20 protein-coding genes and 2 tRNA genes are annotated in these 23,563 nt (G+C 69.1%); 15 read left to right on the forward strand and 7 right to left on the reverse strand.

Annotated elements, in window-relative coordinates; all coding sequences use genetic code 11:
• The first annotated feature begins 116 nt into the window (after window positions 1-116).
• From KNN16_RS01090 to leuS, 14 genes are all read left to right on the forward strand, one after another.
• A complete protein-coding gene (locus KNN16_RS01090; RefSeq protein ID WP_303898149.1) occupies window positions 117-2,003 on the forward strand; it encodes a glycosyltransferase family 39 protein in 1,887 nt (628 codons plus the stop codon).
• A gap of 150 nt (window positions 2,004-2,153) precedes the next feature.
• The gene (locus KNN16_RS01095) at window positions 2,154-2,759 is read left to right on the forward strand and encodes a histidine phosphatase family protein (RefSeq protein WP_303898151.1); all 606 of its coding nucleotides are present in this window, start codon (window positions 2,154-2,156) and stop codon (window positions 2,757-2,759) included.
• Window positions 2,760-3,014: 255 nt separating this feature from the next.
• A complete protein-coding gene (locus KNN16_RS01100) occupies window positions 3,015-3,977 on the forward strand; it encodes a ribose-phosphate pyrophosphokinase (protein ID WP_303898153.1) in 963 nt (320 codons plus the stop codon).
• Between the two features lie 12 nt (window positions 3,978-3,989).
• Window positions 3,990-5,852: a glycosyltransferase family 39 protein gene (locus tag KNN16_RS01105; protein WP_303898154.1), complete on the forward strand. Its 1,863-nt coding sequence runs from the start codon at window positions 3,990-3,992 to the stop codon at window positions 5,850-5,852.
• A gap of 221 nt (window positions 5,853-6,073) precedes the next feature.
• Window positions 6,074-6,556 carry a flavin reductase family protein gene (locus KNN16_RS01110; protein WP_273095653.1) on the forward strand — a complete coding sequence of 161 codons (483 nt, stop codon included), beginning with the start codon at window positions 6,074-6,076 and terminating at the stop codon, window positions 6,554-6,556.
• 48 nt (window positions 6,557-6,604) lie between these two features.
• On the forward strand, window positions 6,605-7,909 hold the full coding sequence (gene eno, locus KNN16_RS01115) for a phosphopyruvate hydratase (protein ID WP_303898155.1): 1,305 nt from the start codon (window positions 6,605-6,607) through the stop codon (window positions 7,907-7,909).
• A 144-nt stretch (window positions 7,910-8,053) separates the two neighbouring features.
• Window positions 8,054-8,923 carry a DegV family protein gene (locus KNN16_RS01120; RefSeq protein WP_303898156.1) on the forward strand — a complete coding sequence of 290 codons (870 nt, stop codon included), beginning with the start codon at window positions 8,054-8,056 and terminating at the stop codon, window positions 8,921-8,923.
• The gene (locus tag KNN16_RS01125) at window positions 8,911-9,552 is read left to right on the forward strand and encodes a Uma2 family endonuclease (protein ID WP_303898158.1); all 642 of its coding nucleotides are present in this window, start codon (window positions 8,911-8,913) and stop codon (window positions 9,550-9,552) included. Before KNN16_RS01120 ends, KNN16_RS01125 begins: the two co-directional genes overlap by 13 nt.
• Window positions 9,553-9,680: 128 nt before the next feature.
• Window positions 9,681-10,754 (forward strand): hypothetical protein, encoded by a 1,074-nt coding sequence (locus KNN16_RS01130; RefSeq protein WP_303898159.1) that lies wholly within the window; start codon window positions 9,681-9,683, stop codon window positions 10,752-10,754.
• A gap of 345 nt (window positions 10,755-11,099) precedes the next feature.
• Window positions 11,100-11,172 (forward strand) — tRNA-Ala (locus KNN16_RS01135).
• A gap of 15 nt (window positions 11,173-11,187) precedes the next feature.
• A tRNA-Ala gene (locus KNN16_RS01140) sits at window positions 11,188-11,260 on the forward strand.
• 430 nt (window positions 11,261-11,690) lie between these two features.
• Window positions 11,691-12,206 (forward strand): metal-dependent hydrolase, encoded by a 516-nt coding sequence (locus KNN16_RS01145; protein ID WP_303898161.1) that lies wholly within the window; start codon window positions 11,691-11,693, stop codon window positions 12,204-12,206.
• A gap of 14 nt (window positions 12,207-12,220) precedes the next feature.
• The gene (locus KNN16_RS01150; RefSeq protein WP_303898162.1) at window positions 12,221-13,150 is read left to right on the forward strand and encodes a branched-chain amino acid transaminase; all 930 of its coding nucleotides are present in this window, start codon (window positions 12,221-12,223) and stop codon (window positions 13,148-13,150) included.
• Between the two features lie 14 nt (window positions 13,151-13,164).
• Complete coding sequence (leuS, locus tag KNN16_RS01155; protein WP_303898163.1) at window positions 13,165-15,609, forward strand: leucine--tRNA ligase; 2,445 nt, start codon at window positions 13,165-13,167, stop codon at window positions 15,607-15,609.
• 395 nt (window positions 15,610-16,004) lie between these two features.
• Here leuS and KNN16_RS01160 read toward each other — a convergent pair whose 3' ends face one another.
• From KNN16_RS01160 to KNN16_RS01170, 3 genes are read right to left on the reverse strand one after another with little or no spacing between them, the layout of a single operon-like run.
• Complete coding sequence (locus KNN16_RS01160; RefSeq protein WP_299284676.1) at window positions 16,005-16,730, reverse strand: hypothetical protein; 726 nt, start codon at window positions 16,728-16,730, stop codon at window positions 16,005-16,007.
• Window positions 16,723-17,670, reverse strand: coding sequence for a methionyl-tRNA formyltransferase (gene fmt / locus KNN16_RS01165; protein ID WP_303898166.1), 948 nt, complete (start codon window positions 17,668-17,670; stop codon window positions 16,723-16,725). The genes KNN16_RS01160 and fmt overlap by 8 nt, the downstream gene beginning before the upstream one ends.
• The gene (locus KNN16_RS01170; RefSeq protein ID WP_299284682.1) at window positions 17,670-17,963 is read right to left on the reverse strand and encodes a DUF971 domain-containing protein; all 294 of its coding nucleotides are present in this window, start codon (window positions 17,961-17,963) and stop codon (window positions 17,670-17,672) included. Before KNN16_RS01170 ends, fmt begins: the two co-directional genes overlap by 1 nt.
• Before the next feature lie 630 nt (window positions 17,964-18,593).
• Here KNN16_RS01170 and KNN16_RS01175 point away from each other — a divergent pair.
• On the forward strand, window positions 18,594-18,980 hold the full coding sequence (locus KNN16_RS01175; RefSeq protein WP_088570741.1) for a hypothetical protein: 387 nt from the start codon (window positions 18,594-18,596) through the stop codon (window positions 18,978-18,980).
• Between the two features lie 332 nt (window positions 18,981-19,312).
• Here KNN16_RS01175 and sufU read toward each other — a convergent pair whose 3' ends face one another.
• The 4 genes from sufU to KNN16_RS01195 all read right to left on the reverse strand — a co-directional run bounded on the left by sufU (window position 19,313) and on the right by KNN16_RS01195 (window position 23,562).
• Window positions 19,313-19,705: a Fe-S cluster assembly sulfur transfer protein SufU gene (gene sufU / locus KNN16_RS01180; protein ID WP_088570742.1), complete on the reverse strand. Its 393-nt coding sequence runs from the start codon at window positions 19,703-19,705 to the stop codon at window positions 19,313-19,315.
• 74 nt (window positions 19,706-19,779) lie between these two features.
• Window positions 19,780-20,442: an SDR family NAD(P)-dependent oxidoreductase gene (locus tag KNN16_RS01185; RefSeq protein ID WP_299287532.1), complete on the reverse strand. Its 663-nt coding sequence runs from the start codon at window positions 20,440-20,442 to the stop codon at window positions 19,780-19,782.
• 20 nt (window positions 20,443-20,462) lie between these two features.
• The gene (gene ychF, locus KNN16_RS01190) at window positions 20,463-21,554 is read right to left on the reverse strand and encodes a redox-regulated ATPase YchF (RefSeq protein WP_299287535.1); all 1,092 of its coding nucleotides are present in this window, start codon (window positions 21,552-21,554) and stop codon (window positions 20,463-20,465) included.
• Window positions 21,555-21,648: 94 nt separating this feature from the next.
• Entirely contained in the window at window positions 21,649-23,562 is a 1,914-nt protein-coding gene (locus KNN16_RS01195; RefSeq protein WP_303898168.1) for a hypothetical protein, read from the reverse strand.
• Window position 23,563 lies beyond the last annotated feature (1 nt).

Below are 23,563 nucleotides of genomic sequence, written 5' to 3' on the forward strand. Positions count from 1 at the left end.
CGATTTCCTTCTAAAGGATGATAGTCTCCCCATCGGCTCCCGCCAAGGACCGGTGGCGAGCTCCCGCTGTTCCCGCTACACTCCCCTTGATCCGAGTCCATCCATATGGAGAGGCAATGGGGAGGGAACGCGGCCTGGGGACTCTGGGGGCTTCGGTGGGGCTGCTGCTCCTGGCCGCCGTCCTTTACACGGACCACCTGGGCGGTCCTTCCCTCTGGTTCGACGAGGGGTGGTCCTGGCATCTGGCCCGGATGCCGATCCCCGCGATGTTACAGGCCACGGCGGCCGACCGTAGCCCCTTTCTCTATTACTTGCTTCTCCACTTCTGGATCCGGGCGGCGGGGGAGAGCGAGTTCGCCCTGCGCGGGCCGTCCGTGGCCTTCGGCCTCCTCGCGGCCGCCCTGGTCGCGCGCCTGACGGCTCGAGGCTGGGGACGCCCGGCCGCGGCCTTCGCGATCCTTACAATGGCCCTTTCCCCTTTCTGGCTCTATTACGTCCAGGAAGCCCGGATGTATACGATGCTGGCCACCGGCGTCCTGGCCCTCTGGGCGGCGACGGAGGCGGCGCGCCGTCGACCCTCCTCCCGCCGCTTCGCCGTCTGGACCCTCGTCGCGGCCGGGACAGCCCTCACGCATTACTACGGGTTGTTCCCCGTGGCGACGATGGCCGCGGCCCTGGGCCTGGGAAGCCGGCGGCGCCCGGAGGCCCTCCGGCGATGGGGAGGGAGCATGCTGGCCCTTCTGGCCCTGGTGGGGCCCTGGCTGGCCTTCGCCCACCAGCGGTTCCTCCAGCCTGAGGCCTTCATCCGGCCGCCGATGACGGCGGAGGGCCTGCTGCAGGAGCTGGCCCGAGGCTTCTGGGGTGGGGAGGGCATCGCCTGGCTCGCCGGGCTCCTCGCCGCGGCCGCCCTGCTCCGCCCGGATTCCTTCGTCCGCCGATGGGCGATCGGGACGCTGGGGACCTTCGGGCTGATGCTGGCGGTGCTGCTGACCCTGTTCGCCCGCTTCGCCGTCTTCCACCCGCGCTACGCGATCTTCCTCTGGGCGCTGTGGATCCCCGGGGTCGGCGGCGGGGCCGCCCGGCTGGGCGAGCTCCTCGCCGCCCGCATCCGGGGGATCCCTCCTTCCGCCCGGGGATGGCTCGGCGCGCTGGCCCTCCTTCCCCTGTGGGGGATGATGGCCGCTCCCGGGCGGACGGGGTGGGCGGATCCGGGCCGCGGCCGCGATCCGTATCGGGAGGCGGTAGCCCACGTGGCCCGGCAGATCCGGCCTGGGGAGGCCGCCCTCGCCCTGCGGGCCAACTGGGCCGTTCTCTACTACTGGGAGCGCATGAAGGTCCCTGCCCCCCTGTGGATGGGTCCGGAGTCTCCGGTATGGGACGAGGAGGCCATCCGCGCCATGCTGGAGGATGCCCGCCGCCGCTATGGCCCTGCGGATGGCCCCTGGCGTCTGTGGCTCTTCGGCTGGCAGCAGGAGGTGGTGGACCCCCTGGGGCTGTTCGACGGGCTGCTGCTGGAGAACGGCTTCGAGGTGGGGGGGCAGCCCTTCGGATCCCTGTGGGTGGCCTATTATGAGACGTGGCCGCCCTTCCACGGGTTCGCCTTCACGCCCTTGCGGGCGGATTTCGCGGGGAAGATCGAGCTGCGGGGCGTTCACCTGCGCCCGCCGCGGTGGCCGGGGGATGTGCTGGGGGTGACCCTGATGTGGGCCCGGGTGGGACCGGTGCCCCAGGCCCCCCGGGTCTTCCTCCATGTTCTGGATGCTTCCGGCCGCCTGGCCGCCCAGCGGGATGGGCCGCTGCCCAACGATCTGGTTCCCATCTCTACCTGGCCGCCGGATCACGCCTTCCCGGTCTTCACCCGGGTGATCCTGCCCCGGGGGCTCCACGGGGCCTACACCCTCCGGGTCGGGCTGTATGACCCGGCCTCCGGAGCTCGCTGGCCCGTCCGCCTCAACGGCGCCGTCGGAGATGGCGTGGAGGTGGGAAAGCTGGAGCTCCCCTAAGCCCGACGGATCTCCGCGGGGGAGGTTCTGCGGAGGAAAGACGGCTCATGCGACGGATCCCAGGCCTCGATCGGGGACGTTCGGATCCGAGTTAAAGAGCGTGCAAGCTGAAACATATATGCCGAGATCCCGAGGAACGGATGGGCACGGATGGCGGAGCGGCTTTACCTGATCCGGCACGGACGCACGGCGTGGAACGCCGAGGGGCGGATCCAGGGATGGGCGGATGTGCCGCTGGATGACGTGGGCCGGGAGCAGGCCCGGCGTCTGGCGGAGCGCCTCCGGGCGCGCCCGCCGGACCTCATCCTCTGCAGCCCGCTGTGGCGGGCCTATGAAACCGCCCGCATCCTCGCCGCCGTCTGGGAGGTCCCCATCGAGGTCGATGAGCGCTTGAAGGAGCGGGGCCAGGGGCCCTTCGAGGGACGCACCGGGGTGGAGGTCGCCGCGCTGCAACAGGCCTGGCGGGAGATGGAGCGGGATCCGACGGCGGAGATCGCGGGGGTGGAGCCCCGGGCGGCGTTCGCCGAACGGGTGTGGGCGGCGATGCAGGGGGCGATGGCGCGGCCGGAACGGACGCTGGCCGTGGTGGCCCATGGAGGGACCTTCAGCATGTTCTTCCGCCAGTGGCTGGGCCTCCCCCTGGATCGGCCCTCCCCCTTCCGGTTCGACAACGCCTCGCTCACGGAGCTGGCCCTCCACGACGGCCGCTGGATCGTGGTGACGCTGAACGATACGTGCCATCTGACCGATCTGTAGGCGCACGGCCCCTCTGTGTCCCGTGGCGGAGGGCCGTCCACGAACATGGGTGCGCCGGGGGCTTCGGAAGCCCAGCTGGTGCGTTCGGGCTGGAATTCGCAGTCGCCCCTTCCGACGTGGCCTCGTCACGCGTCCACCGGTTCTTCTTTCGGAATCGTTGCGGATGCCTCTCCTTTCACGCCCCTTCTTTCGGATTCCGGGGATCCCGGCTATGATGAATAAGCTGCGTCATCCTGACAGGGAGGTCGTTCGCGAATGCCCGGGCCGTCATGGCGCTATGGGGACCTGATCCTGGTGGCGGGCTCCGGCCATCCGCAACTGGCCGAGGAGATCGCAGACTGTCTGGGGATCCCCCTTCTCCCCCGCGAGATCATCGTCTTCCCGAACGAGAACATCTTCGTCCGCCTGCTGGCCAGCGTCCGCGGGCAGGACGTGTTCGTGATCCAGAGCACGGCCTCGCCGGTGAACTATAACCTGATGGAGCTGTTCATCCTGCTGGACACCATCAAGCGGGCCAACGCGGGCCGCATCACAGCGGTGATCCCTTACCTGGCTTACGCCCGCAGCGACAAGAAAGATCAGCCCCGGGTGCCCATCACCGCGCGCCTGGTGGCGGATTTCATCGCCGTGGCCGGGGCGGATCGCTGGGTGACCATCGACCTGCACGCCAGCCAGATCCAGGGCTTCTTCAGCATCCCCGGCGACGAGCTCACGGCCTTCCACCTGCTGAGCGATTACCTGCTGGAGAAGAACTTCTCCCCCGACGAGGCGGTGGTGGTGGCCGCCGACCTGGGGTTCGCCAAGAAGGCCCGCAACTACGCGGCCAAGCTCAATCTGCCCATCGCCTTTGTGGAGAAACGCCGCACCGGCACCCAGACGGAGGCCCTGACGGTGATCGGCGAGGTGGCCGGCCGGAAGGTGATCCTGGTGGACGACGAGGTGGACACGGCGGGCTCGGTCAGCGGCGCGGTGCGGGTCTTGAAGGAGCAGGGGGCGGCGGAGATCTACCTCTGCTTCACCCACGCCGTCCTCTCCGGCCCCGCCGTGGACCGCCTGCGGGCCTTGCCCATCCGGGAGATCATCTGCACGAACACCATCCCCATCCCACCCCATAAGCGACTCCCGAACATGACCGTCCTCTCCGTGGGGCCCATGCTGGCCGAGGTGATCCGTCGGATCCACGAGGGCCGCTCGGTCGGCCAGCTGTTCAACGAGTGAGGAGGGACGGGGATGGGGCCGGCCGGAGGGGCCTGCCGGAGCAGGGCCCTGGGATGGGTCGGGCTCATGACGTTGCTGCTGGGGATGGGGCTCCGGTTCTACCGGCTGGACGCCCAGAGCCTGTGGTATGACGAGGGAACGTCGGCCGGTCTCAGCGCCAGCCCCGTCCGGCGGATCGTGGAGGCGGCGGCCCAGGATATCCATCCGCCGCTTTATTATCTGCTCCTTCACGCCTGGGGCGCGGTCGCCGGACGTTCGGTCTTCGCCCTGCGGGCCTTCTCCGCCCTCGGCGGGGTGCTGCTGATCGCGGCGACGGGGGCCATGGCCGCGCGGCTGTTCGGCCGCCGCGCCGCCGGCCTCGCCATGCTGCTGATGGCCGCGCATCCCCTGGCCGTCTACTACGCCCAGGAGGTCCGGATGTATGCCCTCCTGGGCCTGTGGGCGGCGCTGCACTCCCTTTTCTTTCTGGCCTGGCGGGCACGGCCCCGGCCCGGGCGGGCCCTGGGCCTTCTCCTCACCGGGGCCGCCGGCCTCTACACCCACTACGTGTTCCCGGCCATCCCGGCCGCCCACGGCCTGATCATGCTCGGGGAGGCGATGGCGCGGGGCCGGTGGCATCGTCTCATCCGCTGGCTGGGGTTGCAGGCATGGATCGGGCTGGCCTTCCTGCCCTGGGCTCCCGCCGCCTTCGCTCAGCTCCGACAGTGGCCGGCACCGGCCCCGGTTCCCCTCCCCGAGGCCTTCCAGGCCATCCTGCGGGCCTTGGGCTGGGGGATCACCCTGCCGCCGGAGGTCCCTCCGCTGGTCCTCGTCATCCCCCTGGGGGGGATCGCCTTCGCCCTCGCCGGATCCGAACGTCGGGGCGGGGGCATCGGGCTGGCCCTGACGCTGGCCCCGGTGGCGCTGGTGCTGGGGCGGGGGGCCTATCGGGAGGCCAATCTCAAGTTTTTCATGGCCGCCCTCCCGGCCTTCGTGGCCCTCTGGGCCGCCGGCCTGGCGGCGATGGGGAGGCTGCGGGGGCCGGCCGGGAAGGCCGCCTTCGTCTTCGCCCTGGGGCTTGTGGCGCTCCCGATGGGCCTCAGCCTGCGGGCCCTGTATTTCGATCCCCGTTTCGCCCGGGACGATTACCGGGGCCTGGCCCAGGCCCTGGCGGCATGGGTCCGGCCCGGGGATGGGATCCTCCTCTACGCGCCCGGCCAGGTGGATGTCTTCACCTATTACTGGCCGGACGCCCCGCTGGTGTCGGCGCCCCGGGGGCGGCCGCCTGCGCCGGAGGAGATCGAGAGGACGCTGGGTCCCGCGCTGCGAGGGCGAGGCCGGCTGTTCGTGCTCTGGTATGGGGAGCGGGAGGCGGATCCGACCGGGCAGGTGGAGGCCTGGCTGGACGCCCACGCCTTCCGGGCGGAGGAACGGTGGGTGGGACGGATCCGCTTCGCCGTCTATGGGCTGGGGACGCCGGAGGAATCGCCCGCCCCTGAGGTTCGGTTCGGGGAGGCCATTGAGGTGGCGCGGTATGGGCTGACAGCCCGCCGGGCGCATCCGGGCGATGTCATCGGCCTGGCGGTGCAGTGGCGGGCCCTCAGGCCCATCCCGGTTCCCTACAAGGTGTTCGTGCACGTGCGCGGCCCCGACGGCCGACCGGTGGCGCAAACCGATCGGGAGCCGGTGGGCTGGCGGCGTCCGACCCCCACCTGGCGCCCGGGGGAGGTGATCTCGGACCGCTACGGCGTGTGGCTGCCGCCGGATCTCCCTCCCGGGCGCTACGCTCTGGTCCTGGGCTTCTACGGCCCGGACGGCCGCCGCCTTCCGGCCTTCCTCCGGGGGCAGCCGATGGGGGAGGAGTGGCCGATCGCGATCCTGGACGTCCAGCGCTAACGGCTCTGGACGCGGAGATCGGAATGGTTCCACGGCTTCCGGCGCGGGTGTAGGGCGCTTCGGTGCCCCCATCCGTCGATCCACCGGCTCCCTTCATCGAAGGCGCCCCTCCCATCTCGGGAACCGGAAAGCCTGGAAGCAGGGGATGCGGTGCTCCGGCAGCTGCTTGGGTATGATAGATAACGAACCTTAATCCTCTGCGATCTTTGAGGAGGGAGGAGATGGATCCGGAGGTCCGCAAGCGCACCCTGCGGTTGATCACCTACGGCCTGTATGTGCTCACCGCCGCGGACGGAGAGGAGATCGCGGCGGGGACCATCAACTGGCTCTCCCAGGCTTCCTTCCAGCCGCCCCTCGTGATGGTGGGGATCAAGAAAGACAGCCATCTGCACGCCCTGATCGAGCGGACGGGGAAGTTCGCGGTCAACATCCTGGGGGCCGGGCAGAAGGAGATCGCCTCGGCCTTCTTCCGTCCCACCCAGGTCGCCGAGGGGAAGCTGAACGGCTACTCCTTCGAACGGGGCCCGCGGACCGGCGCGCCCCTTCTGGTGGACCTGCCGGCCTGGTTCGAGGCCCAGGTGACCGATGCGGTGCGCCGAGGGGACCACACGGTGTTCGTCGCGGAGGTCATCGAGGCCGGCCTGCGGGATCCGGAGGCCCGGCCGCTGGTGATGTGGGACACCGGATGGTTTTACGGGGGATAATGCGCAAAGCGGTGAGTTCCGAAACCTTTTATGGCGAGGAGCAGCGACATGGCGCACACGCTGGATTTCCCCACACGGATCGAGGTGGTGCGGGCGCGGGAGATCCTGGACTCCCGGGGCAACCCGACGGTGGAGGTGGAGGTGCGGCTGGCCGACGGCACGGTGGGGTGGGCCGCCGTGCCCTCCGGGGCCAGCACCGGCGCCCACGAGGCCTGGGAGCTGCGCGATGAGGACCCCGCCCGCTATCTGGGGAAGGGGGTGCTGCGCGCGGTGGAGAACGTCAACTCCCGCATCGCGGAGGAGCTGGTGGGATGGGACGCTCTGGACCAGGCCGGCATCGATGAGGCGCTGATCAGCCTGGATGGGACGGAGAACAAGCGGGAGCTGGGGGCCAACGCCATCCTCGGCGTCAGCCTGGCCGTGGCGGTCGCCGCCGCCCGCTCCCTGGGCCTCCCCCTCTACCGCTATCTGGGCGGCGTGGAGGCGCGGGTGCTCCCGGTGCCGATGATGAACATCCTCAACGGCGGCAAGCACGCCGACGACTCCGCCGATCTCCAGGAGTTCCTGATCCTGCCGCTGGGCGCCCCCTCCTTCGCCGAGGCCCTCCGCTGGGGAGCGGAGGTCTACCATCACCTCAAGAAGGTCCTGAAGAAGCGGGGCTACAGCACCAACGTGGGCGACGAGGGGGGCTTCGCCCCCTCCCTGAAGTCCAACCAGGAGGCCATCGAGCTGATCCTGGAGGCCATCCAGGCCGCCGGCTATACGCCGGGGGAGCAGATCGCCCTGGGCCTGGACGCCGCGGCCAGCGAGCTCTTTCAGGACGGCGTCTACGTGCTGCGGAAGGAGGGGCGCACCCTGCGGGCCCCGGAGCTGGTTGAGCTCTACGCCCGCTGGGTCGAGGAGTATCCCATCCTCTCCATTGAGGATGGGATGGCGGAGGACGACTGGGAGGGCTGGCGGTTGCTGATGGAGCGGCTGGGGAGCCGGATCCAGCTGGTGGGGGACGATCTCCTGGTGACCAACGTGAGCCGCATCCGGCGGGCCATCGCCGAGCGGGCCTGCAACGCGCTGCTGTGCAAGGTGAACCAGATCGGCACCCTCACCGAGGCCATCGAGGCGGCCCGGCTGGCCCAGCGGGCCGGCTGGGGGCTGATCATCTCCCACCGCAGCGGGGAGACCGAGGACACCTTCATCGCGGACCTGGCCGTGGCGCTGAACGCCGGGCAGATCAAGACCGGGGCGCCGTGCCGCAGCGATCGCGTGGCCAAATACAACCGGCTGCTGCGCATCGAGGAGGAGCTGGGGGAGGCCGCCCGATACGCCGGCCGCTCCGCTTTCCCGGGATGGGCGTAGAAGGCCGAACGATCTCCGGTCGAGTGTGTCGGGAAGGGACGGGGACCATCCGCGAATGGGCGGGCGCGGAGGCTTCGGGGACCATGGGCTCCGACCGGGATTCGCGGACGGTCTTCCCTATAGAACGAACAGGGAGGAGCCCGGATGATCCGCGTGGTCACGGACAGCGGCGCGCACCTTCCCCCGGCCCTCTTCCAGGAGCTGGGGATCACCGTCGTCCCTCTGGTCGTGAACATGGGGGGACGGACGTATTACGAGGGGGAGGATCTGGACCTGGAGACGTTCTATGACTATCTGCGGTCCTCCCCCACCTTGCCCACCACGTCCCAGCCGCCGGTGGGCCGGTTCTACGAGGTCTACCGGCGGTTGAGCGAGGAGGGCGCCACGATCATCTCGCTGCACCTCTCCTCGGCCCTGAGCGGGACCTATGCGGCGGCCGTCGCGGCGCGGGAGATGCTGCCCGAGGCCGACATCCACGTGGTGGACACCCGGCTGATCTCGGTGCCCCAGGGGATCCTGGTGCTGGAGGCTGCCCGCATGGCCCGAGCGGGAGCGACGGCGCAGGAGATCCTGCGGCGGATGGAGTTCATGCGGGCCCGCACGGTGTTCTACTTCGTGCTGGACACCCTGGAGTATCTGGCCAAGGGCGGGCGGGTGAGCCATATCCAGGCGCTCATGGGGAACGTGCTGCAGCTCAAGCCCATCCTCAAGCTGCACGAGGGTCGGATCGAGGCCCACGAGCGGGTGCGCACCACCCAGCGGGCCCGGGCCCGGCTCCAGGAACTGATCCGGGAATACGCGCGGGGGCGGAAGGACCTGCGCATCGGGGTGATGCACACCCGTCTCCCGGAGGTGGCGGAGGCGGTCGCCCGCGCGCTGCAGGAGGAGCTGCGGCCGGCGGAGATCTTCGTCGCCGAGGCCGGCCCGGCGGTGGCCACTCATGCCGGGCCCGGCGGGCTGGGCCTGGCCTGCTACGGAGAAGAGGCGGAAGGAGGCGGAGAATGGAGGGGATGAAGTTCGGCACGCGGGTGGAGGTGGCGGAGCGGATGACCGCAGAGGAGTTCCTGGAGCTGGCCCCGGAGGATCGCAAGGCGGAGCTCATCGATGGGGTGATGATCATGGCTTCACCAGCCCTGGACATCCATGAACGGCTGTTTGGCTTCCTGTTCCGTCTGATCAGCGAATATGTGGAGGCGCATGACCTGGGAGAGGTGCGGGGATCGCGGACGCCGGTCGTTCTGGCCTCGGACCAGGTGTATGAGCCGGACATCTTGTTTGTGGCCCGGGAGCGGGCGGGTTTGATCACCGAGCGGGGGGTGATGGGGGCGCCGGACCTGGTGGTGGAGATCCTGTCCCGGGCGACGGTGGCATATGATCGGGGGCCGAAGTTACGGGCGTATGAACGAGCAGGGGTGCGGGAGGTATGGCGGATCGATCCGTATGGGCCAGCGGGGACGGAGTTTTACCGGCTGGAAGGGGGGCGGTTCGTGCCGGCCCGGGTGGAGGGCGGGGTGTTGCGGAGCGCGGCGATCCCGGGCTTTGCGTTGCGGGCCGGGTGGCTGTGGCCGGAGGGGCGGTTCATCCCCGTCCGGGAGGCCCTGGCCTGGATAGAAGCCCAGGGTGGGCCTTCCGCCGCCACCTAAGACGGAATCTTTTCGGTTTCCGAAGCAAGGGGCTCGTTCTTGATCCCGGAATGGCGTGAGGACAGCGACACGGCTGTCCGCCATCGCTCCACTGCGCTTTTCGGAAACCGGGAGACGGAGGAGCCGGCATGTCGGAGCGCAGCGCTCCAGCCCTCCAGGGGGCCGCGCGCATCGCCCGGATGCGGGAGCGGCTGAAGGCCCTCAAGGCGCTCCTTCGGGAAGCCGGCATCGCCGAGCCCGTCACGGAGGAGCGCCTCGGACATCTGCGCCGGATGCTTCCGGCGGACGCCGTGCGGTTCCTGGGCCTTCGCCGCGCCTTCGAGCTGTTCCGGCCCTACACGCCGGACCCGCCGGACCGGGAGCCGGCCTGGATGGCCGAGCCCCCGGATCCGGCCGTCCTGGAGGAGCTCCGGCAGGTGGTTTCGCCCGCCGTCCTGGCCATCGCCTGGAACGACCGGTGGGTCACCGCCGCCACGGTGGCCGAGGCCCTGGGCATCTCCCAATCGGCCGCGCGCCGGATCCTCGCGCAGCTGCCACACCGGGAGGTGCCCAATCCCCACTACCGGCAGGCCGCCCCCATGCGGCTGGTCCGGATGTCGGACGTCGCCGCGTGGGCCGAGGCGAACCGGGATCTTCTGGACGCCTGGCGGCGGCGCCGGGCCGCCCGGAAGCCGCCCCGGCCCCGCGGGGTGGTGGGCGTCTGCCTGATGCGGCTTCCGTTCCGCGTCCTCGTTGCCGCGGTGGGGTGGGACGGCCGTCTGCGCGGCTATGACGAGATCCCGCTGCGGCGGATGGAGGGTTGGAGCGGGGAGCGACAGGAGGACCATCTGTGGGACGTGGCGGCGGACGTCGTCCGGTTCGCCCGCCGGCAGCGCAGCGTCATCGCCCTGGAGGCAGGGCTGCGCAAGGCCTTCGCGCGGAAGCAGACCCGGCGGATCTACGATCTGCTCTGCTCCCGGATCCTGGAGCTGGCCCGGCAGCAGGGGATAGAGGCGATCCGGGTGCGTCCGCCCCGGACGGCGGTCGTTCGGATCCCGGCGCCCGAAACGCCGGAGGACCGGGAGCCGGAGGACTGGGAGCAGGCCTATCTGGTGGCTCTGCGGGCGATGGGGAAAGAGGCGGACTTCGAGCGCCTGCGAAGGGAGGCACAGGAGCGGCAAGCGGAGTGGGACGAGACGTGGGATGAAGAGGAGTGGTGGTAGCCACGCCGGCCCATACATTTTCCATGAATGATTCGTGTGGTGCCTTTTCTCCTTCTGGAGGAGGCCCAAGATGACAGGCGTGGGGTTTCTCGGCTTTGATCCCGGCTACGGGGCGTTGAAGATCTCTTCTTCCGAGGGCCCGCGGGTGCTGCCCTCGACGGTGTCAGTGCCGCGGGACGACCGGCTTGGGCGCCTCGATCCTCGCGCCATCCGACAGCAAGGCGAAGGCCTCCAGTCCCACGTCGATCCCCCCACGTCCTCTGACCCCTGCGCCTCCTGGGGTGTGCGTGTGCCTCTCAATCTTGACACGGCTCATGTCCTCCGGGTAAAATGAAGGATGCACGTGGGGCCGTAGCTCAGCTGGGAGAGCGCTCCTCTCGCACGGGAGAGGTCGCCGGTTCGAATCCGGTCGGCTCCACTGGTTGGAAATCGTGGGCCCGTAGCGCAGCTGGGAGCGCGCCTCAATGGCATTGAGGAGGTCACGGGTTCGAATCCCGTCGGGTCCACCTGTTCCGGGGCGCGAAAGCGCCCTAATTTTTATCCGCCGTGGGATTGTGGATCCTGCTAAAGGCGGGGAAGGGGAGTAGTAGGCCATCCTCCAGCGAGCGGCCGGCTGGTGCGAGGCCGCATGGCCCCTGAGGAGGGCCAGCGGGGCGAGGGTCCCCCGGGTCATCCCCGGATCCCGGGCGGCTCTTGCGGAAGCCCCCAAAGGCTGAACTCGCCCCGGAGCTGCCGGGGTGAACGCCTGCCCGGCGGGTAGCCCCGGCCGGGTCGCGCCCGTTACCGCGCCAGAGCGCACCGGAGGCGCAGACCCCGCGCTCCCGGTGAATCAGGGTGGGACCGCGGAGGAGCCCCCCTTCGTCCCTGACGGAGGGGGGCTCTTTCCTTAAACAGACCGGGGCTCGAAGGATCCCGAATCGTTCCGGAGGGAGCGGGATGACCGTGATGGCCCATGCGGCGGCCGGCGTGGTGGCCGCGTATGTCATCCAGCGCGCCGCCCATCAGCCCTTCCACCTGGGCGTGGCGGGTCTGGCGGCCCTGCTCAGCGGGCTGCCCGACCTGGATCTCCTGTGGGGCTGGTGGCGCCGGCGTCGGGCCGGGGGCGAAGGCCATAATCCCCACCACGCCCTCTGGACCCACACTCCATTGTTCTGGGGGATCTGGGGTCTTTGCCTGGCCTGGGCTTTCCACCTGCCGGTCGCCCTGGTGCTCGGGCTGGCCCTCGTGCATCTGCTGCTGGACAGCCTGGGGACCGACGATGGGATCATGTGGCTGTGGCCGTGGCGGCGGCGGCAGTATGCCCTCTGGCCTCGGGACCTCCACACTGCCGGGGTGCGGGGGCTGGCCTTCTATCGCCGCTATTACCGGCAGCCTCTTTTCCTTGCGCTGGAGCTCTCCTTGCTGGTGCTGGCCGGGGCCGTCGTGGCCCATGAGCTGGTCTCCATACCCTGAGCAGGAGGACCCCGATGGCGCTGAGAAGCGACTGGATCTGGTGGAACGGGCGGCTGGTCCCATGGGATCAGGCCACCGTCCACGTGACGGCGCACGCCCTCCACTACGGGACCAGCGTCTTCGAGGGGATCCGGGCGTATGAGACGCCGCAGGGGCCGGCCATCTTCCGGCTGCGGCCCCATTTGGCCCGTCTGTTCTTCTCCGCCCGGCTCCTGCGCATCGAGATCCCTTACACGGAGGAGCAGCTGGCCGAGGCGGTGGTGGAGACGGTGCGCGCCAACGGCCACGCCTCCTGCTACATCCGCCCCCTGGTCTTTCGGGGAGCGGGTGTCCTGGGGGTCGACGGCCGCTCCTGCCCGGTGGAGGTGGTGATCATCACCTTCGAGTGGGGGAAGTATCTGGGCCAGGAGGCCCTGGAGAAGGGAGTGGACGTCATCGTCTCCTCCTGGCGGCGCATGGCGCCGGACACCTTCCCGGCTCTGGGGAAGATCGGGGGCCAGTATGTGAACTCGCAGTTCGCCGCCATGGAGGCCCATGACCTGGGCTATGCCGAGGCGATCATGCTGGACGCCTACGGCTACGTGGCTGAGGGGAGCGGGGAGAACCTCTTCCTGGTGAAGGACGGGGTGATCTACACGCCACCCCTCCACAACTCGATCCTGCTCGGGGTCACCCGCGACGCCGTGCTCACCCTGGCCCGGGAGCAGGGCCTGGAGGTCCGGGAGCAACCGATCCCCCGGGAGTGGCTCTACGCCGCCGACGAAATCTTCATGACCGGGACGGCGGCGGAGATCACCCCGGTGCGATCAGTGGACCGCATTCGCATCGGTTGCGGGGAGCCGGGGCCGATCACCCGGCGGCTGCAGGAGCGCTTCTTTGCCATCGTGACCGGTCAGACGCCGGATCTTTATGGATGGCTGACGGTGGTGGATCGGAAAGGATAAAAAGGAGGTGTGGGATGGAGCGCTATGATCCTCAGGTCATCGAGCCGAAGTGGCAGCAGCGCTGGGAGGAAACCGGGATCTACCGGGCGGTCCGCGACCCGAGCCGCCCCAAGTTCTATTTCCTGACCATGTTCCCGTATCCCTCGGGCGACCTGCACATGGGCCACTGGTTCGCCATGGCCCCCAGCGACGCCGTCGCCCGCTACCTGCGCATGAAAGGCTACAACGTCCTCTTCCCCATCGGCTTCGACGCCTTCGGCCTGCCCGCGGAGAACGCCGCCATCAAGCACAACACCCACCCCAAGACCTGGACCTATGCCAACATCGAGCGGATGCGCCGGCAGCTGCGCAGCATGGGGGCCTCCTTTGACTGGACACGGGAGGTCATCACCTGCGAGCCGGAATACTACAAATGGAACCAGTGGTTCTTCATCCAGTTCTACAAGCGCGGGCTGGCCTACCGCAAACGCTCGGCGGTGGATTTCTGCCCGAAGTGCAACACCACCCTGGCCCGGGAGCAGGTGGTCTCCCAGGACGGGGAGCGGGTCTGCGAACGGTGTGGGACACCGGTGATCAAGAAGGAGCTGGAACAGTGGTTCCTGCGCATCACCGCCTACGCCGACGAACTGCTGGACCACAGCCGGCTGGACTGGCCGGAGCGGGTGTGCACGATGCAGAAGAACTGGATCGGCCGCAGCGAAGGCGCCGAGATCGTCTTCCCCACCGAGGGGGAGGATTCCATCGTGGTTTTCACCACCCGCCCGGACACCCTGTTCGGGGCCACCTTCGTCGTGCTGGCTCCGGAACATCCCCTGGTGCCGAAGCTGACCGCCCCGGAGCGCCGCGCTGAGGTGGAGGCCTACATCCATGAGGCCCAGCGCCGCACCGAGATCGAGCGGCTATCCCTGGAGCGGGAGAAGACCGGCGTCTTCATCGGGGCCTACGCCCGCCATCCGCTGACGGAGGAGCGGCTGCCCATCTGGATCTCCGACTACGTGCTGATGGAATACGGGACGGGGGCGGTGATGGGCGTGCCCGCCCACGATCAGCGGGACTTCGAGTTCGCCACGAAGTTCAACTTGCCCATCCGGGTGGTGATCGCCCCGCCCGGCTGGCAGGGGGAGCCCCTGTCGGCCGCTTACGAGGGGCCCGGGACGATGGTGAACTCCGGTCCCTTCGACGGCCTGCCCAGCGAGGAGGGCAAGAAGGCCGTGGTGGCCGAGCTGGAGCGACGCGGCCTGGGCCGCCCCGCCGTCTCCTACCGCTTGCGGGACTGGTGCATCAGCCGCCAGCGCTACTGGGGCACCCCCATCCCCATCATCTACTGCCCGAAGTGCGGCACCGTTCCCGTGCCGGAAGACCAGCTGCCGGTGCTGTTGCCGGAGACCGTCAACGTCCTGCCCACCGGCGAGTCGCCTCTGAAATACCTGGAGGAGTTCGTCCGGACGACGTGCCCGCAGTGCGGCGGCCCGGCCGAGCGGGAGACCGACACGATGGACACCTTCGTCGATTCCTCCTGGTATCAATACCGCTACCTGAGCCCGCACAAGGACGATGCGCCGTGGGATGAGGAGGAGGCCCGCTACTGGCTGCCGGTGGACCTCTACACCGGCGGCGTCGAGCACGCCACCATGCACCTGCTCTACACCCGGTTCTGGACCAAGGTCCTGCGCGATATGGGAATGGTCTGGTTCGACGAGCCGATGATCCGCCTGCGCAACCAGGGCGTCATCCTGGGAGAGGACCGGGAGAAGATGTCCAAGTCCCGGGGCAACGTGGTGGCCCCCGACGAGCTGGTGGAGCGCTACGGGGCGGACACCGTGCGGGCTTACCTGATGTTCGGCTTCCGCTGGGACGTGGGCGGCCCCTGGAGCTCCACCGGCATCGAAGGGGTCCACCGCTGGCTGAACCGGGTGTGGAACCTGGTCCTGGAGCCGGCCGCGGCCGCAGGGGAGCCCACGCCCGAACAGGTGGCCGAGCTGCGGCGCTGGACCCACCGCACCATCAAGCGGGTGAGCCAGGACCTGGAGGACTTCGAGTTCAACACCGCCATCGCTGCCCTGATGGAGTTTACCAACTACCTCCAGGAGGCGAAGGCGACCCCGGTGGCCGGCCACGAGGCCTGGCAGGAGGCCATCCGGACGTTGCTGTTGTTGCTGGCGCCCTTCACCCCGCACCTGGCGGAGGAGCTGTGGGAGCGCCTGGGCTATCCCTACAGCGTTCACCAGCAGCCGTGGCCGCAATGGGATGAAGCTCTGGCCCGGGCCGATACCATCACCCTGGTGATCCAGATCAACGGGCGGGTGCGGGACCGGGTGGAGGTGCCGGCCTCGATCACCGAGGAGGAGGCCCGGCGCATCGCCCTGGACCGGGCCAACGTCCGCCGTCATCTGGGAGACCGCCAGCCCCAGCGCATCATCTACGTGCCCGGGCGGCTGATCAACATCGTGGTGGAATGAGCCGCAGCCTGTATGCTGCCGGCGCGGCGGGGCGGGCATCCGTGCCTGCCCCGCTGATGTTTTTCTCCGGCAGCCTCGTTGGGACCTCGGGCCCGCGCCGACAGAGGAGCGGAAGCCTTTCAACCCGCAGGCCGAAATTCCTTATCGGCTACAGGACGCGACCTGCGCCTTCTCGAAGACGAAAGGTTCGGGGCTGAAGCCTCTTCTTTGGTAGGAGCGGCCTTAGCCGCGAACTTTTGCGTCATCGAGAACCAGAGATTCAGGATTGTCAGAGCGACTTCCGCCGCGACCCTTGCGCCCTCCAAGACGGAGGTTCGGGGCTGAAGCCCCTCCTGCGACACGAAAGGGGGTATCGGCGAAGGCTGACGCTCGGCGCCGCATGGGCGCAGGACGGCTTATCGGCTCAGGAGCCGGTTGAGGGCGAGGAGGAGGATCAGGACCGGGAGGTCCACGGCGAGGAGGAGGGCGAACAGGGGCGTGAGCCGCGACAGGAGATGGACGGCCACCCCGGCGAGGGCCGGGAGGAGGGAGCTGGGGCCGGCCAGCAGCAGCAGCCCCAGCAGCGCCCCGCCCGCGATCCCCACCGCCGGCCATGCCGCCCGATCGGAAGGGCTGGGCCACATCGCGTTCCCCACGGCGAAGAGCAGGTAAAGAAGCGCCCCGCCGCCCTCCCGTTGCAACAGCCCCTGGAGCGCCTGCGCGGCAGAAGCCCACAGGGCCAGCCCGGACGAAGGGGTCGAAGGCTCCGCTCCTCCCATCAGCGCGATCACGCCGATCCCGGTCAACAGCGGGGCCGCCCCGATCACACTCATCCGGAAGGGATCCCCCTCCTCCAGCTGCACCGCCCCCAGACGGATCCGACCGCCCATCCGCCGGGGCCAGAACACAAAACGATAGCGGCGGATCCCCAGGAGCAGCGCCGCGATCCAGTGGCTGAGCTCGTGGAGGAGCACGCCCGGGAACAGCAGCGCCCAATACAGCACGAGGGCGGCCTCGGGATCCCGCGCCAGGCGGTGCAGCGCGAGCTGGAGGTTCCGATGCAGAGCTCGCTGCGTGAGGTAGAGCAGCCCGGCGGTGAGGAGGAAGGCCAGGCCGGTCTCAAGGTGAGCCCTTTCAGCCATCCCGGGCCTCCTCCCGGCCCAGGGTCGCCCCGAGGAAATCCGGATGGCCGTTCAGAAAGGCCTCGATGGGCATCATCCGCTTGCCCTCCAGCTGAACCGTCCGGAGCTCCAGAACCCCCTCGCCCGTCCCCACGCCCGCCCCGCCGTTCACCGGCACCACCCGGCCGGGAGGCGCGTGGAGGTCGAGGCGGACCTGGGCCGGGCCGATCTTCAGCAGGCGGCCTTTCCAGAACGTGTAAGCGCCGGGCCAGGGCGTGAAGGCCCGGATGCGCCGTTCGATCTCCACCGCTGGGCGGCGCCAGTCGATCTCCCCATCCGCTTTGGTGATCCGCGGGCAGTAAGTGGCCTGGGACGGATCCTGGGGTTGCGGCGTGATCTCCCCCGCCAGCCAGCGTCGCAGGGTCTCCCGCATCAGGCGGGCCCCCCGCCGGGCCAGACGCTCCCCCAGGGTTTCCGCGGTGTCCTCCGGGTAAATCGGCTCCCGTTCCATCGCCAGGATCGGCCCGGCGTCCACCTCCTCGGTCATCCAGATCACGGTCACCCCGGTCTCCGAATCCCCGTGGAGGAGGGCGGCCTGGATCGGCGCAGGGCCCCGATAGCGGGGGAGGAGCGAAGCGTGAAGGTTCAGGCATCCGTAGGGGGGAAGGGCGAGCACCTCCGGGGGCAGGATCAGCCCGTAAGCCACCACCACGATGACCTCCGGCCGTAGGGCCCGCAGCTGGGCCACCGCCTCCGGGTCCCGGCGGAGGGAGCGGGGCTGGAACACCGGAAGCCCCCGTTCCTGGGCCCAGACCTTCACCGGCGGCGGGGTGGGGCGCAGGCCGCGCCCGGCGGGTTTGTCCGGCTGGGTGAACACCCCAACGATCTCGTGCTCCTCCGCCAGGGCCTCGAAGGTGGGCAGGGCAAAGGTGGGGGAGCCCATCAGCACCAGGCGCGCCATCATCCCTCCTCCAGCTCCCGCAGATAGCGCCACGTGTAGATGCCCGCCGAGTGACCGTCCCCCCAGAAGAAACGCACCGCGTAGTTGCCCACCGGCTCCAGGCCCACCAGCGTGTCATCGGGGGCAGGGCGCAGGAACAGAGGATCTTCCTGTGCGCGCTGGGCCTCCACCCGGCACAGGGCGCAGGGGCAGGCCGCCCGCAGCCGGGACCATGAGAAGGCACGTTGGAGACCATCCGGCCATTCCACGATCACCGATCGTGTCTCCGGATCAATCCGGGCCCGCGCCGGCATCGATTCCTCCCCTTCTCGAGCTCGAAGGTCATCCTTTCGGGACCTCGCTGTTCATTTTCCCCGAATCGACCGGAACCGGAAAAGCCGGGCGAGGTCCCGAGGCCCGATCTTTCGAATCGCTCGGCGGCGGGTGTTGAAGCTTCGAGGGGAAGGACGATCGATCCGCTCGAAGGCCATTCTCTCCCGGAGGGGAGGGGAGAGCGCGTCCCAAAGCGCGGGGAGATCCCAAGCACCCGCCAGCGCCCCCGCAGGTCCGCCCCCAGGGCGATCGCGAGCCAGAGCTTCCAAGACCGCCGCGGGGGTCTGGATCGCCTTCCTGGGGCCCTAAACCCAAAGGGATCGCAGGGACAAGCCTCCAAGGTTTCCGAAGCCCCTGACCCGAGGCCCCACACGGTCCTTGCAGAGTGCAATTTTGATGTTTCCGGCAAGATAAAACATTTATACGAATCATTTTAGATCAATCTACCAAAGTTATGCTGTATATTAACGTTTTATTTGGGTTGAATGCTATGTACTTTGATCCCAAAGTATGACCGAGATATTTTAATTGAGAGTTGCATGGGGTGGGAGTGAGTGGGTGTAGAATAGGGGGAAATGGGTGTGGGGAAGAGCTCGGTGAGGAGGGAATCCATGTATCCGGACAGCGAGATCCTGTTCCCGCCCCGGTGCATCCCGTTGTTGGCGGAGGTGCGGGGCAAGGCATGGAAGGCGCTGGTGCGTCGGGTGGCCCGGCTGCCGGAGGACCATCCGGACACGCTGGCCCTTTCCTTGACCGTGATCCGCCTCGCAGGCTGCTTGACCTGCGACATGGACAGCTACCGGGCGTCCCTGGGGTGCGCGACCTGCTCCCAGCGGGCCGTGGCCGGGTTCAAGGGGACGGACGAGCAGTTGATCGAGCGCTTCGAGGAGGCCCGGGAGGAGATCGAGGCCTACCTGAACCGGGGGGTGCGTCCCTCGATGAAGCGGAAGGCCTCCAAGCAGAAGGCCTCCGGACCCTCGAGCGCTCCGGCCCGGTAGTGGCGGGGGTTCGGACGCGAGTGGGGACAGGGGGAGAGGGACCTCCTCGCCGGGTAGAATGGCGAGGGATAGCCCGATCCCCGAGGTCTCCCATGGCGCAGTCTGTCCTGATGCACGGATTGAGGCCAGCCTGGTTTGAGGAGGAGCCCCCGGCGGGCTTTGGAGCTGTCGAAGGCGCTTTCGGGCGAGCGCCCGCCGGTGCGGGATGGGGAGTTCAGCGAGGGGGGCGGTTTCGATGCGGGACCGGCAGGCCCTCGTGGGCGCGGGCTGTCTTCCACCTCATCTTCTTCCCACGTGCCCCCGCTGACGTCTGAACCTCAGGGCCGGGTGCCTCAGCCCAGCTCGTCCCAGTCGATCTTCGGCAACCCGTAGAGGCCGGCTTTGAGGACCTTCAGGGAGAGCAGAGCGCACTTGATGCGGGCCGGCCCCAGGGGGATCCCCAGCATCTCCAGGATATCGTCGCGGGTCAGCCGGCGGGCCTCCTCGACGGTGGCCCCCTTGATCCGCTCGGTCAGCATGGACGCCGAGGCCTGGCTGATCGCGCATCCTTTCCCCGAAAACCGCACATCCACGATACGCCCATCCTGCACCTTCAGGTCAATCCGGATCCGATCCCCGCACAGGGGGTTGTCATCTTCGTAGGAGATGTCCGCGTCCGGCAGCACGCCGTAATTGCGCGGGTTCTCATAATGATCCAGGATGATCTCCCGGTAGAGGTCTTCCATCGCCCTCTCGCCTCAGGAAAGAGATGTCCTTCCCAACGCCTCATCCGTCATCATACCACGGTCCCGGCCGCCCTTCACGTTTGGGGCCTGAGATCCCGGCAAGGGGGGAGGCGCAGCGTCTCGCTCCGTCCATCCAGGGCGGCGATCCGATCCAGGACGGCGGCCGCGCTGTCCTCGGGAGGGGAACCCCCTTCCTCTGTGAGGAGGATGTGCACGGCCAGGCCGAAGGGATTCAGGGCGTCCCGGGCCGCATAGGCCAGCGCGAGCAGCCCGGCTTTCCCTGCCCCATAGGCAGCGTGGGGGATCTTCCCCTCCAGAATCGGCGCGGGAATCATGAAGACGAAGGCCCCGCGTCCCCGCGAGATCATCGCCGGGGCGGCGGCCTGCAACAAATTGAAAGCCCCCTTGAGGATCACGGCCACCGTGCGGTCCCATTCGTATTCCCCCATCTCCAGCAGCCCGCGGTGCGGATGGACCTCCGCGTGATGGATGACCAGGTCCAGCCGGCCCCGGCGGTCCAGGATCTCCTGGACCATGGCTCCTACGGCCACCCGATTGGCCACATCCGCGTGGAAAGGCTCCGCGGATCCCCCCGCCGTGCGGATCCGTTCGGCGGTCCGCTCCGCGGCGGCCGGGTGGATATCGTTGGCCACGATGTGGAAGCCGCGGGCAGCCAGCTCCCGGGCGAGGCGCTCCCCCCATCCGCGCCCGGCCCCGGTGATCAGCGCGACCTTCATCCTTTCCTCCTGGCGTGTGCTCATGCGTGGAATCGGAAGTGTAGAACGTCCCCGTCCTGGACCTCGTAGTCGCGCCCCTCGATGCGCCAGAGGCCTCGCTCCCGGGCGGCCTGGGGGGAGCCGGCCTCGACCAGGACGTTCCAGGGAATCACCTCGGCCCGGATGAAGCCGCGTTCCATATCGGAGTGCACCCGCCCGGCCGCTTGCTGCGCGCGGGTCCCCTTTCGGATGGCCCAGGCCCGCACCTCATGGCCGCCGGTGATGGTGAAGAACGTGATGAGACCCAGATGGGCGTAGGCGGCCCGGATCAAACGATCCAGGGCCGAACCGGAGAGCCCCAGGCTCTCCCGGTAGGCGCGGGCTTCCTCCTCGGGCCACTCGTTCAGGGCGGCCTCCAGCTCCGCGCAGACGACGAGGAAAGGGCTTCCCTCCGCCGCGGCCCGGCGGGCCAGCTCCGCCGCCCACCGGCCGTCCTCCGGCAGGTCCTCCTCGGATACGTTCAGGACGAGCAGGCGGGGCTTGTCGGTGAGCAGGAAGAGCTCCCGCAACAGCCCCGCCCAGGCCTCCCGGCCGGGCCAGGTGCGGGCAGGGCGGCCCGCCTGGAGATGGGCGGCGAGGTCCTCCAGCGCGGCCAGGGTCTCCGCGAAGGCCGAGGGATCCGCCTTGGCCGCCTTCCGGGTCTTCTCCAGGCGCCGCTGCACCGTCTCCAGGTCGGCCAGGGCCAGCTCCAGATCCAGCACCTCCAGCTCGGCTACGGGATCCACTTCCCCCAGGCCGGCCGGGACGTTCGGCGCCGCGAACCCGCGCAACACCATCAACAGGGCATCCACCTCCCGGATGTGCGCCAGGAACTGGTTCCCCAGGCCCTCCCCTCGGTGCGCGTTGCGGACCAGTCCGGCGATGTCCACGACGGTCAGGGTGGCCGGGACCACCCGCTCCGGTCGGATGATGCGGGCCAGAGCCTCCAGCCGGGGATCGGGGACAGGGACAACGCCGCGGTGCGGCTCGATGGTGGTGAAGGGATAGGGCGCTGTGGGAACCGCATGGCGGGTGAGGGCGTTGAAGAGCGTGGATTTGCCCGCGTTGGGCATTCCCACCAGACCGATCTCCATCGGTGACCTCGGCTTTTCGAAATGTCCCCGAGGAAGATTCTACCGGAAACCGGGCGTTCGGGCCTCCGGGAAGGCCGGGCATGGGTTCAGCGGCTCAGGGGCGGATCTCGATCGGAAGGGGAAGGATCACGCCGTCCGCCCCGGAGCTGTCCACGGGGATCCGGCCGCCGGGAGGTGCCCGGCGATACAGTCCCACCTTGAGCGCATAGCGACCGGGGGAGAGGGCGGCCGGAACCTGCAGGCGATAGAAGTCGCTGTAGAGCGGCCCCGGCCTCCAGCGGGGGAGGGGCAGGGAAGCGGGATGCTCGTGGTCCTCCTGAAACACCTGATGGGCCTCGGGGTGATCGGCAGGGAGGACGTGGACGTAGACGCTCAGGGGTTCGGTGATTGGCCGGAGGGCGCGGAACCAGAGGGTGAGGCCGATGTCCTCGCCCGGACGGGCTTGTGGGGATTCGACGGAAAAGGCGACCAGCTCCACCTGGCCGCCGAACCGTTGCTTCAGGCAGAGGCGGCCGGCGCCATCGCAGAACGGCTGGCGGCGGATCCATGCCCAGCGCGCGAGGGCGACCCCGTTCAGGGCAATGCCGGCGAACAGGAGCAGGATGGGGATCGCGGAGGCCCATCGGGCTGGGAGCCTGAAACCCGGCACCGGGGGAACCGGCCGGCGGAGGCCCCACAGCCCGAAGGCCAATAAGGCGGCGATCCCGAGCCGGAAGCCCCAGGCGATGGGAGATGGGATCCCCTGTGCTTCCAGGCGGTGGAGGGCCAGCGCCCCGTGGCGCCCATGCCACAGGTCGCGCCACTGGCCCAGGATGGGAGAGAGCTCCGGCCGGAACCAGACGTTGGGAGCGTAGGGCAAGCCGCGTTCGACGAACAGCTCCGTGTGGAACTTCTGGTGATCGGTGAACACGCCGGGGAGCTGGGCGAGGAACCCGAGGAGGCCCAGGGCGAGGGCGGCGCGGCGGCCGGCAGGCTGGGTCATGGCTTCCCCGGCGAGCAACAGCAGGAAGGGGAGCGTGGGGACCAGGAAGCGGGGGCCCCAGGCCCATCCGCCATCCCAGGCCCACCAGTGGCCATACATCAGAAGGTATCCGGCGAACAGCGTCCCCGCGGTGAGGATGAGGGCGCGATCCCGGCGCCAGAGGAGCCGCGCGCCGGGGAGGGCGAGGAGGACGGTGGGCGCGTAAAAGAGGAGACCCCGGCCCGGGCTGAACAGCAACCCGGCCACCCCTTCGGGCAGCGAGGCGGTGAAGCCCTCCCCCTCATAGCCGTGGCGGAGGGGATGGCCGAATCGGTAGACGTTATACCAGAGCAGCAGGGAGATGGGGAGCGCGGCGCCGAGCATCCCGTAACCGGCGAAGGCGAGGCGCTCGCGCCGGTCTCGGGCCAGAACCAGAAGGGCGAGGGCGGCGGCGGGCAGGGCAGCCGCAGCCCCCTCCCGGGTGAGGACGGCCCAGCCGATGGCCAGACCGCCCAGGGCGATCCCGGCGGGTCGGCGGGTGAAGAACAGCCGGAAGCCCAGCAGCAGGCAGAAGGTGAGCAGCGCCTCGCTGAAGAAGAGCCGGGCGTAGACGGGGGCGGGGGTGGCCAGGACGAAGATCGCGAGCGTGAGGAGGGCCGTGCGACTGTCCCAGAGCGAGCGGCCCCAGGCGTAGAGCAGGGCTCCGGCCCCGGCCATCGCCACGGCCGACAGGGCGTTCACGAACAGGCGGGTGGTGGGGGAATCCGGGCCGCCGAGGATCCGTCCGGTGAGATAGAAGGGGAGGGCTGCGAGGGGCTGGCCCAGGGAGAAGCGGACGAACCAGGAGCCATCCCATCCGGGTTGAAGGAAGCCATTTTCCACTACCCAGGAAGCATGTTCTGCTGCCCAGGAAGGGGGGAATGGATTCCGAACTGCAGCACGCCAGCGCTCGGCCATGCTGACCGTCGCCCAGTAGACCAGCTCCCCATCGATCGTTCCGGGCTCCCTTCCGGGTGTCAGGGCCAGGAAATACGCGATCAGGATCAAC

Source organism: Thermoflexus hugenholtzii, assembly GCF_018771565.1.
Classification (GTDB): domain Bacteria; phylum Chloroflexota; class Anaerolineae; order Thermoflexales; family Thermoflexaceae; genus Thermoflexus; species Thermoflexus hugenholtzii_A.

Coding starts and splice junctions, on each gene's coding strand:
- KNN16_RS01175 (WP_088570741.1), top strand. CDS start 18,594: ATGTATCCGGACAGCGAGATCCTGTTCCCGCCCCGGTGCATCCCGTTG.
- leuS (WP_303898163.1), top strand. CDS start 13,165: ATGGAGCGCTATGATCCTCAGGTCATCGAGCCGAAGTGGCAGCAGCGC.
- KNN16_RS01095 (WP_303898151.1), top strand. CDS start 2,154: ATGGCGGAGCGGCTTTACCTGATCCGGCACGGACGCACGGCGTGGAAC.
- sufU (WP_088570742.1), bottom strand. CDS start 19,705: ATGGAAGACCTCTACCGGGAGATCATCCTGGATCATTATGAGAACCCG.
- KNN16_RS01150 (WP_303898162.1), top strand. CDS start 12,221: ATGGCGCTGAGAAGCGACTGGATCTGGTGGAACGGGCGGCTGGTCCCA.
- KNN16_RS01120 (WP_303898156.1), top strand. CDS start 8,054: ATGATCCGCGTGGTCACGGACAGCGGCGCGCACCTTCCCCCGGCCCTC.
- KNN16_RS01105 (WP_303898154.1), top strand. CDS start 3,990: ATGGGGCCGGCCGGAGGGGCCTGCCGGAGCAGGGCCCTGGGATGGGTC.
- KNN16_RS01125 (WP_303898158.1), top strand. CDS start 8,911: ATGGAGGGGATGAAGTTCGGCACGCGGGTGGAGGTGGCGGAGCGGATG.
- fmt (WP_303898166.1), bottom strand. CDS start 17,670: ATGGCGCGCCTGGTGCTGATGGGCTCCCCCACCTTTGCCCTGCCCACC.
- KNN16_RS01110 (WP_273095653.1), top strand. CDS start 6,074: ATGGATCCGGAGGTCCGCAAGCGCACCCTGCGGTTGATCACCTACGGC.
- KNN16_RS01100 (WP_303898153.1), top strand. CDS start 3,015: ATGCCCGGGCCGTCATGGCGCTATGGGGACCTGATCCTGGTGGCGGGC.
- KNN16_RS01170 (WP_299284682.1), bottom strand. CDS start 17,963: ATGCCGGCGCGGGCCCGGATTGATCCGGAGACACGATCGGTGATCGTG.
- eno (WP_303898155.1), top strand. CDS start 6,605: ATGGCGCACACGCTGGATTTCCCCACACGGATCGAGGTGGTGCGGGCG.
- KNN16_RS01130 (WP_303898159.1), top strand. CDS start 9,681: ATGTCGGAGCGCAGCGCTCCAGCCCTCCAGGGGGCCGCGCGCATCGCC.
- KNN16_RS01160 (WP_299284676.1), bottom strand. CDS start 16,730: ATGGCTGAAAGGGCTCACCTTGAGACCGGCCTGGCCTTCCTCCTCACC.
- ychF (WP_299287535.1), bottom strand. CDS start 21,554: ATGGAGATCGGTCTGGTGGGAATGCCCAACGCGGGCAAATCCACGCTC.
- KNN16_RS01185 (WP_299287532.1), bottom strand. CDS start 20,442: ATGAAGGTCGCGCTGATCACCGGGGCCGGGCGCGGATGGGGGGAGCGC.
- KNN16_RS01090 (WP_303898149.1), top strand. CDS start 117: ATGGGGAGGGAACGCGGCCTGGGGACTCTGGGGGCTTCGGTGGGGCTG.
- KNN16_RS01145 (WP_303898161.1), top strand. CDS start 11,691: ATGACCGTGATGGCCCATGCGGCGGCCGGCGTGGTGGCCGCGTATGTC.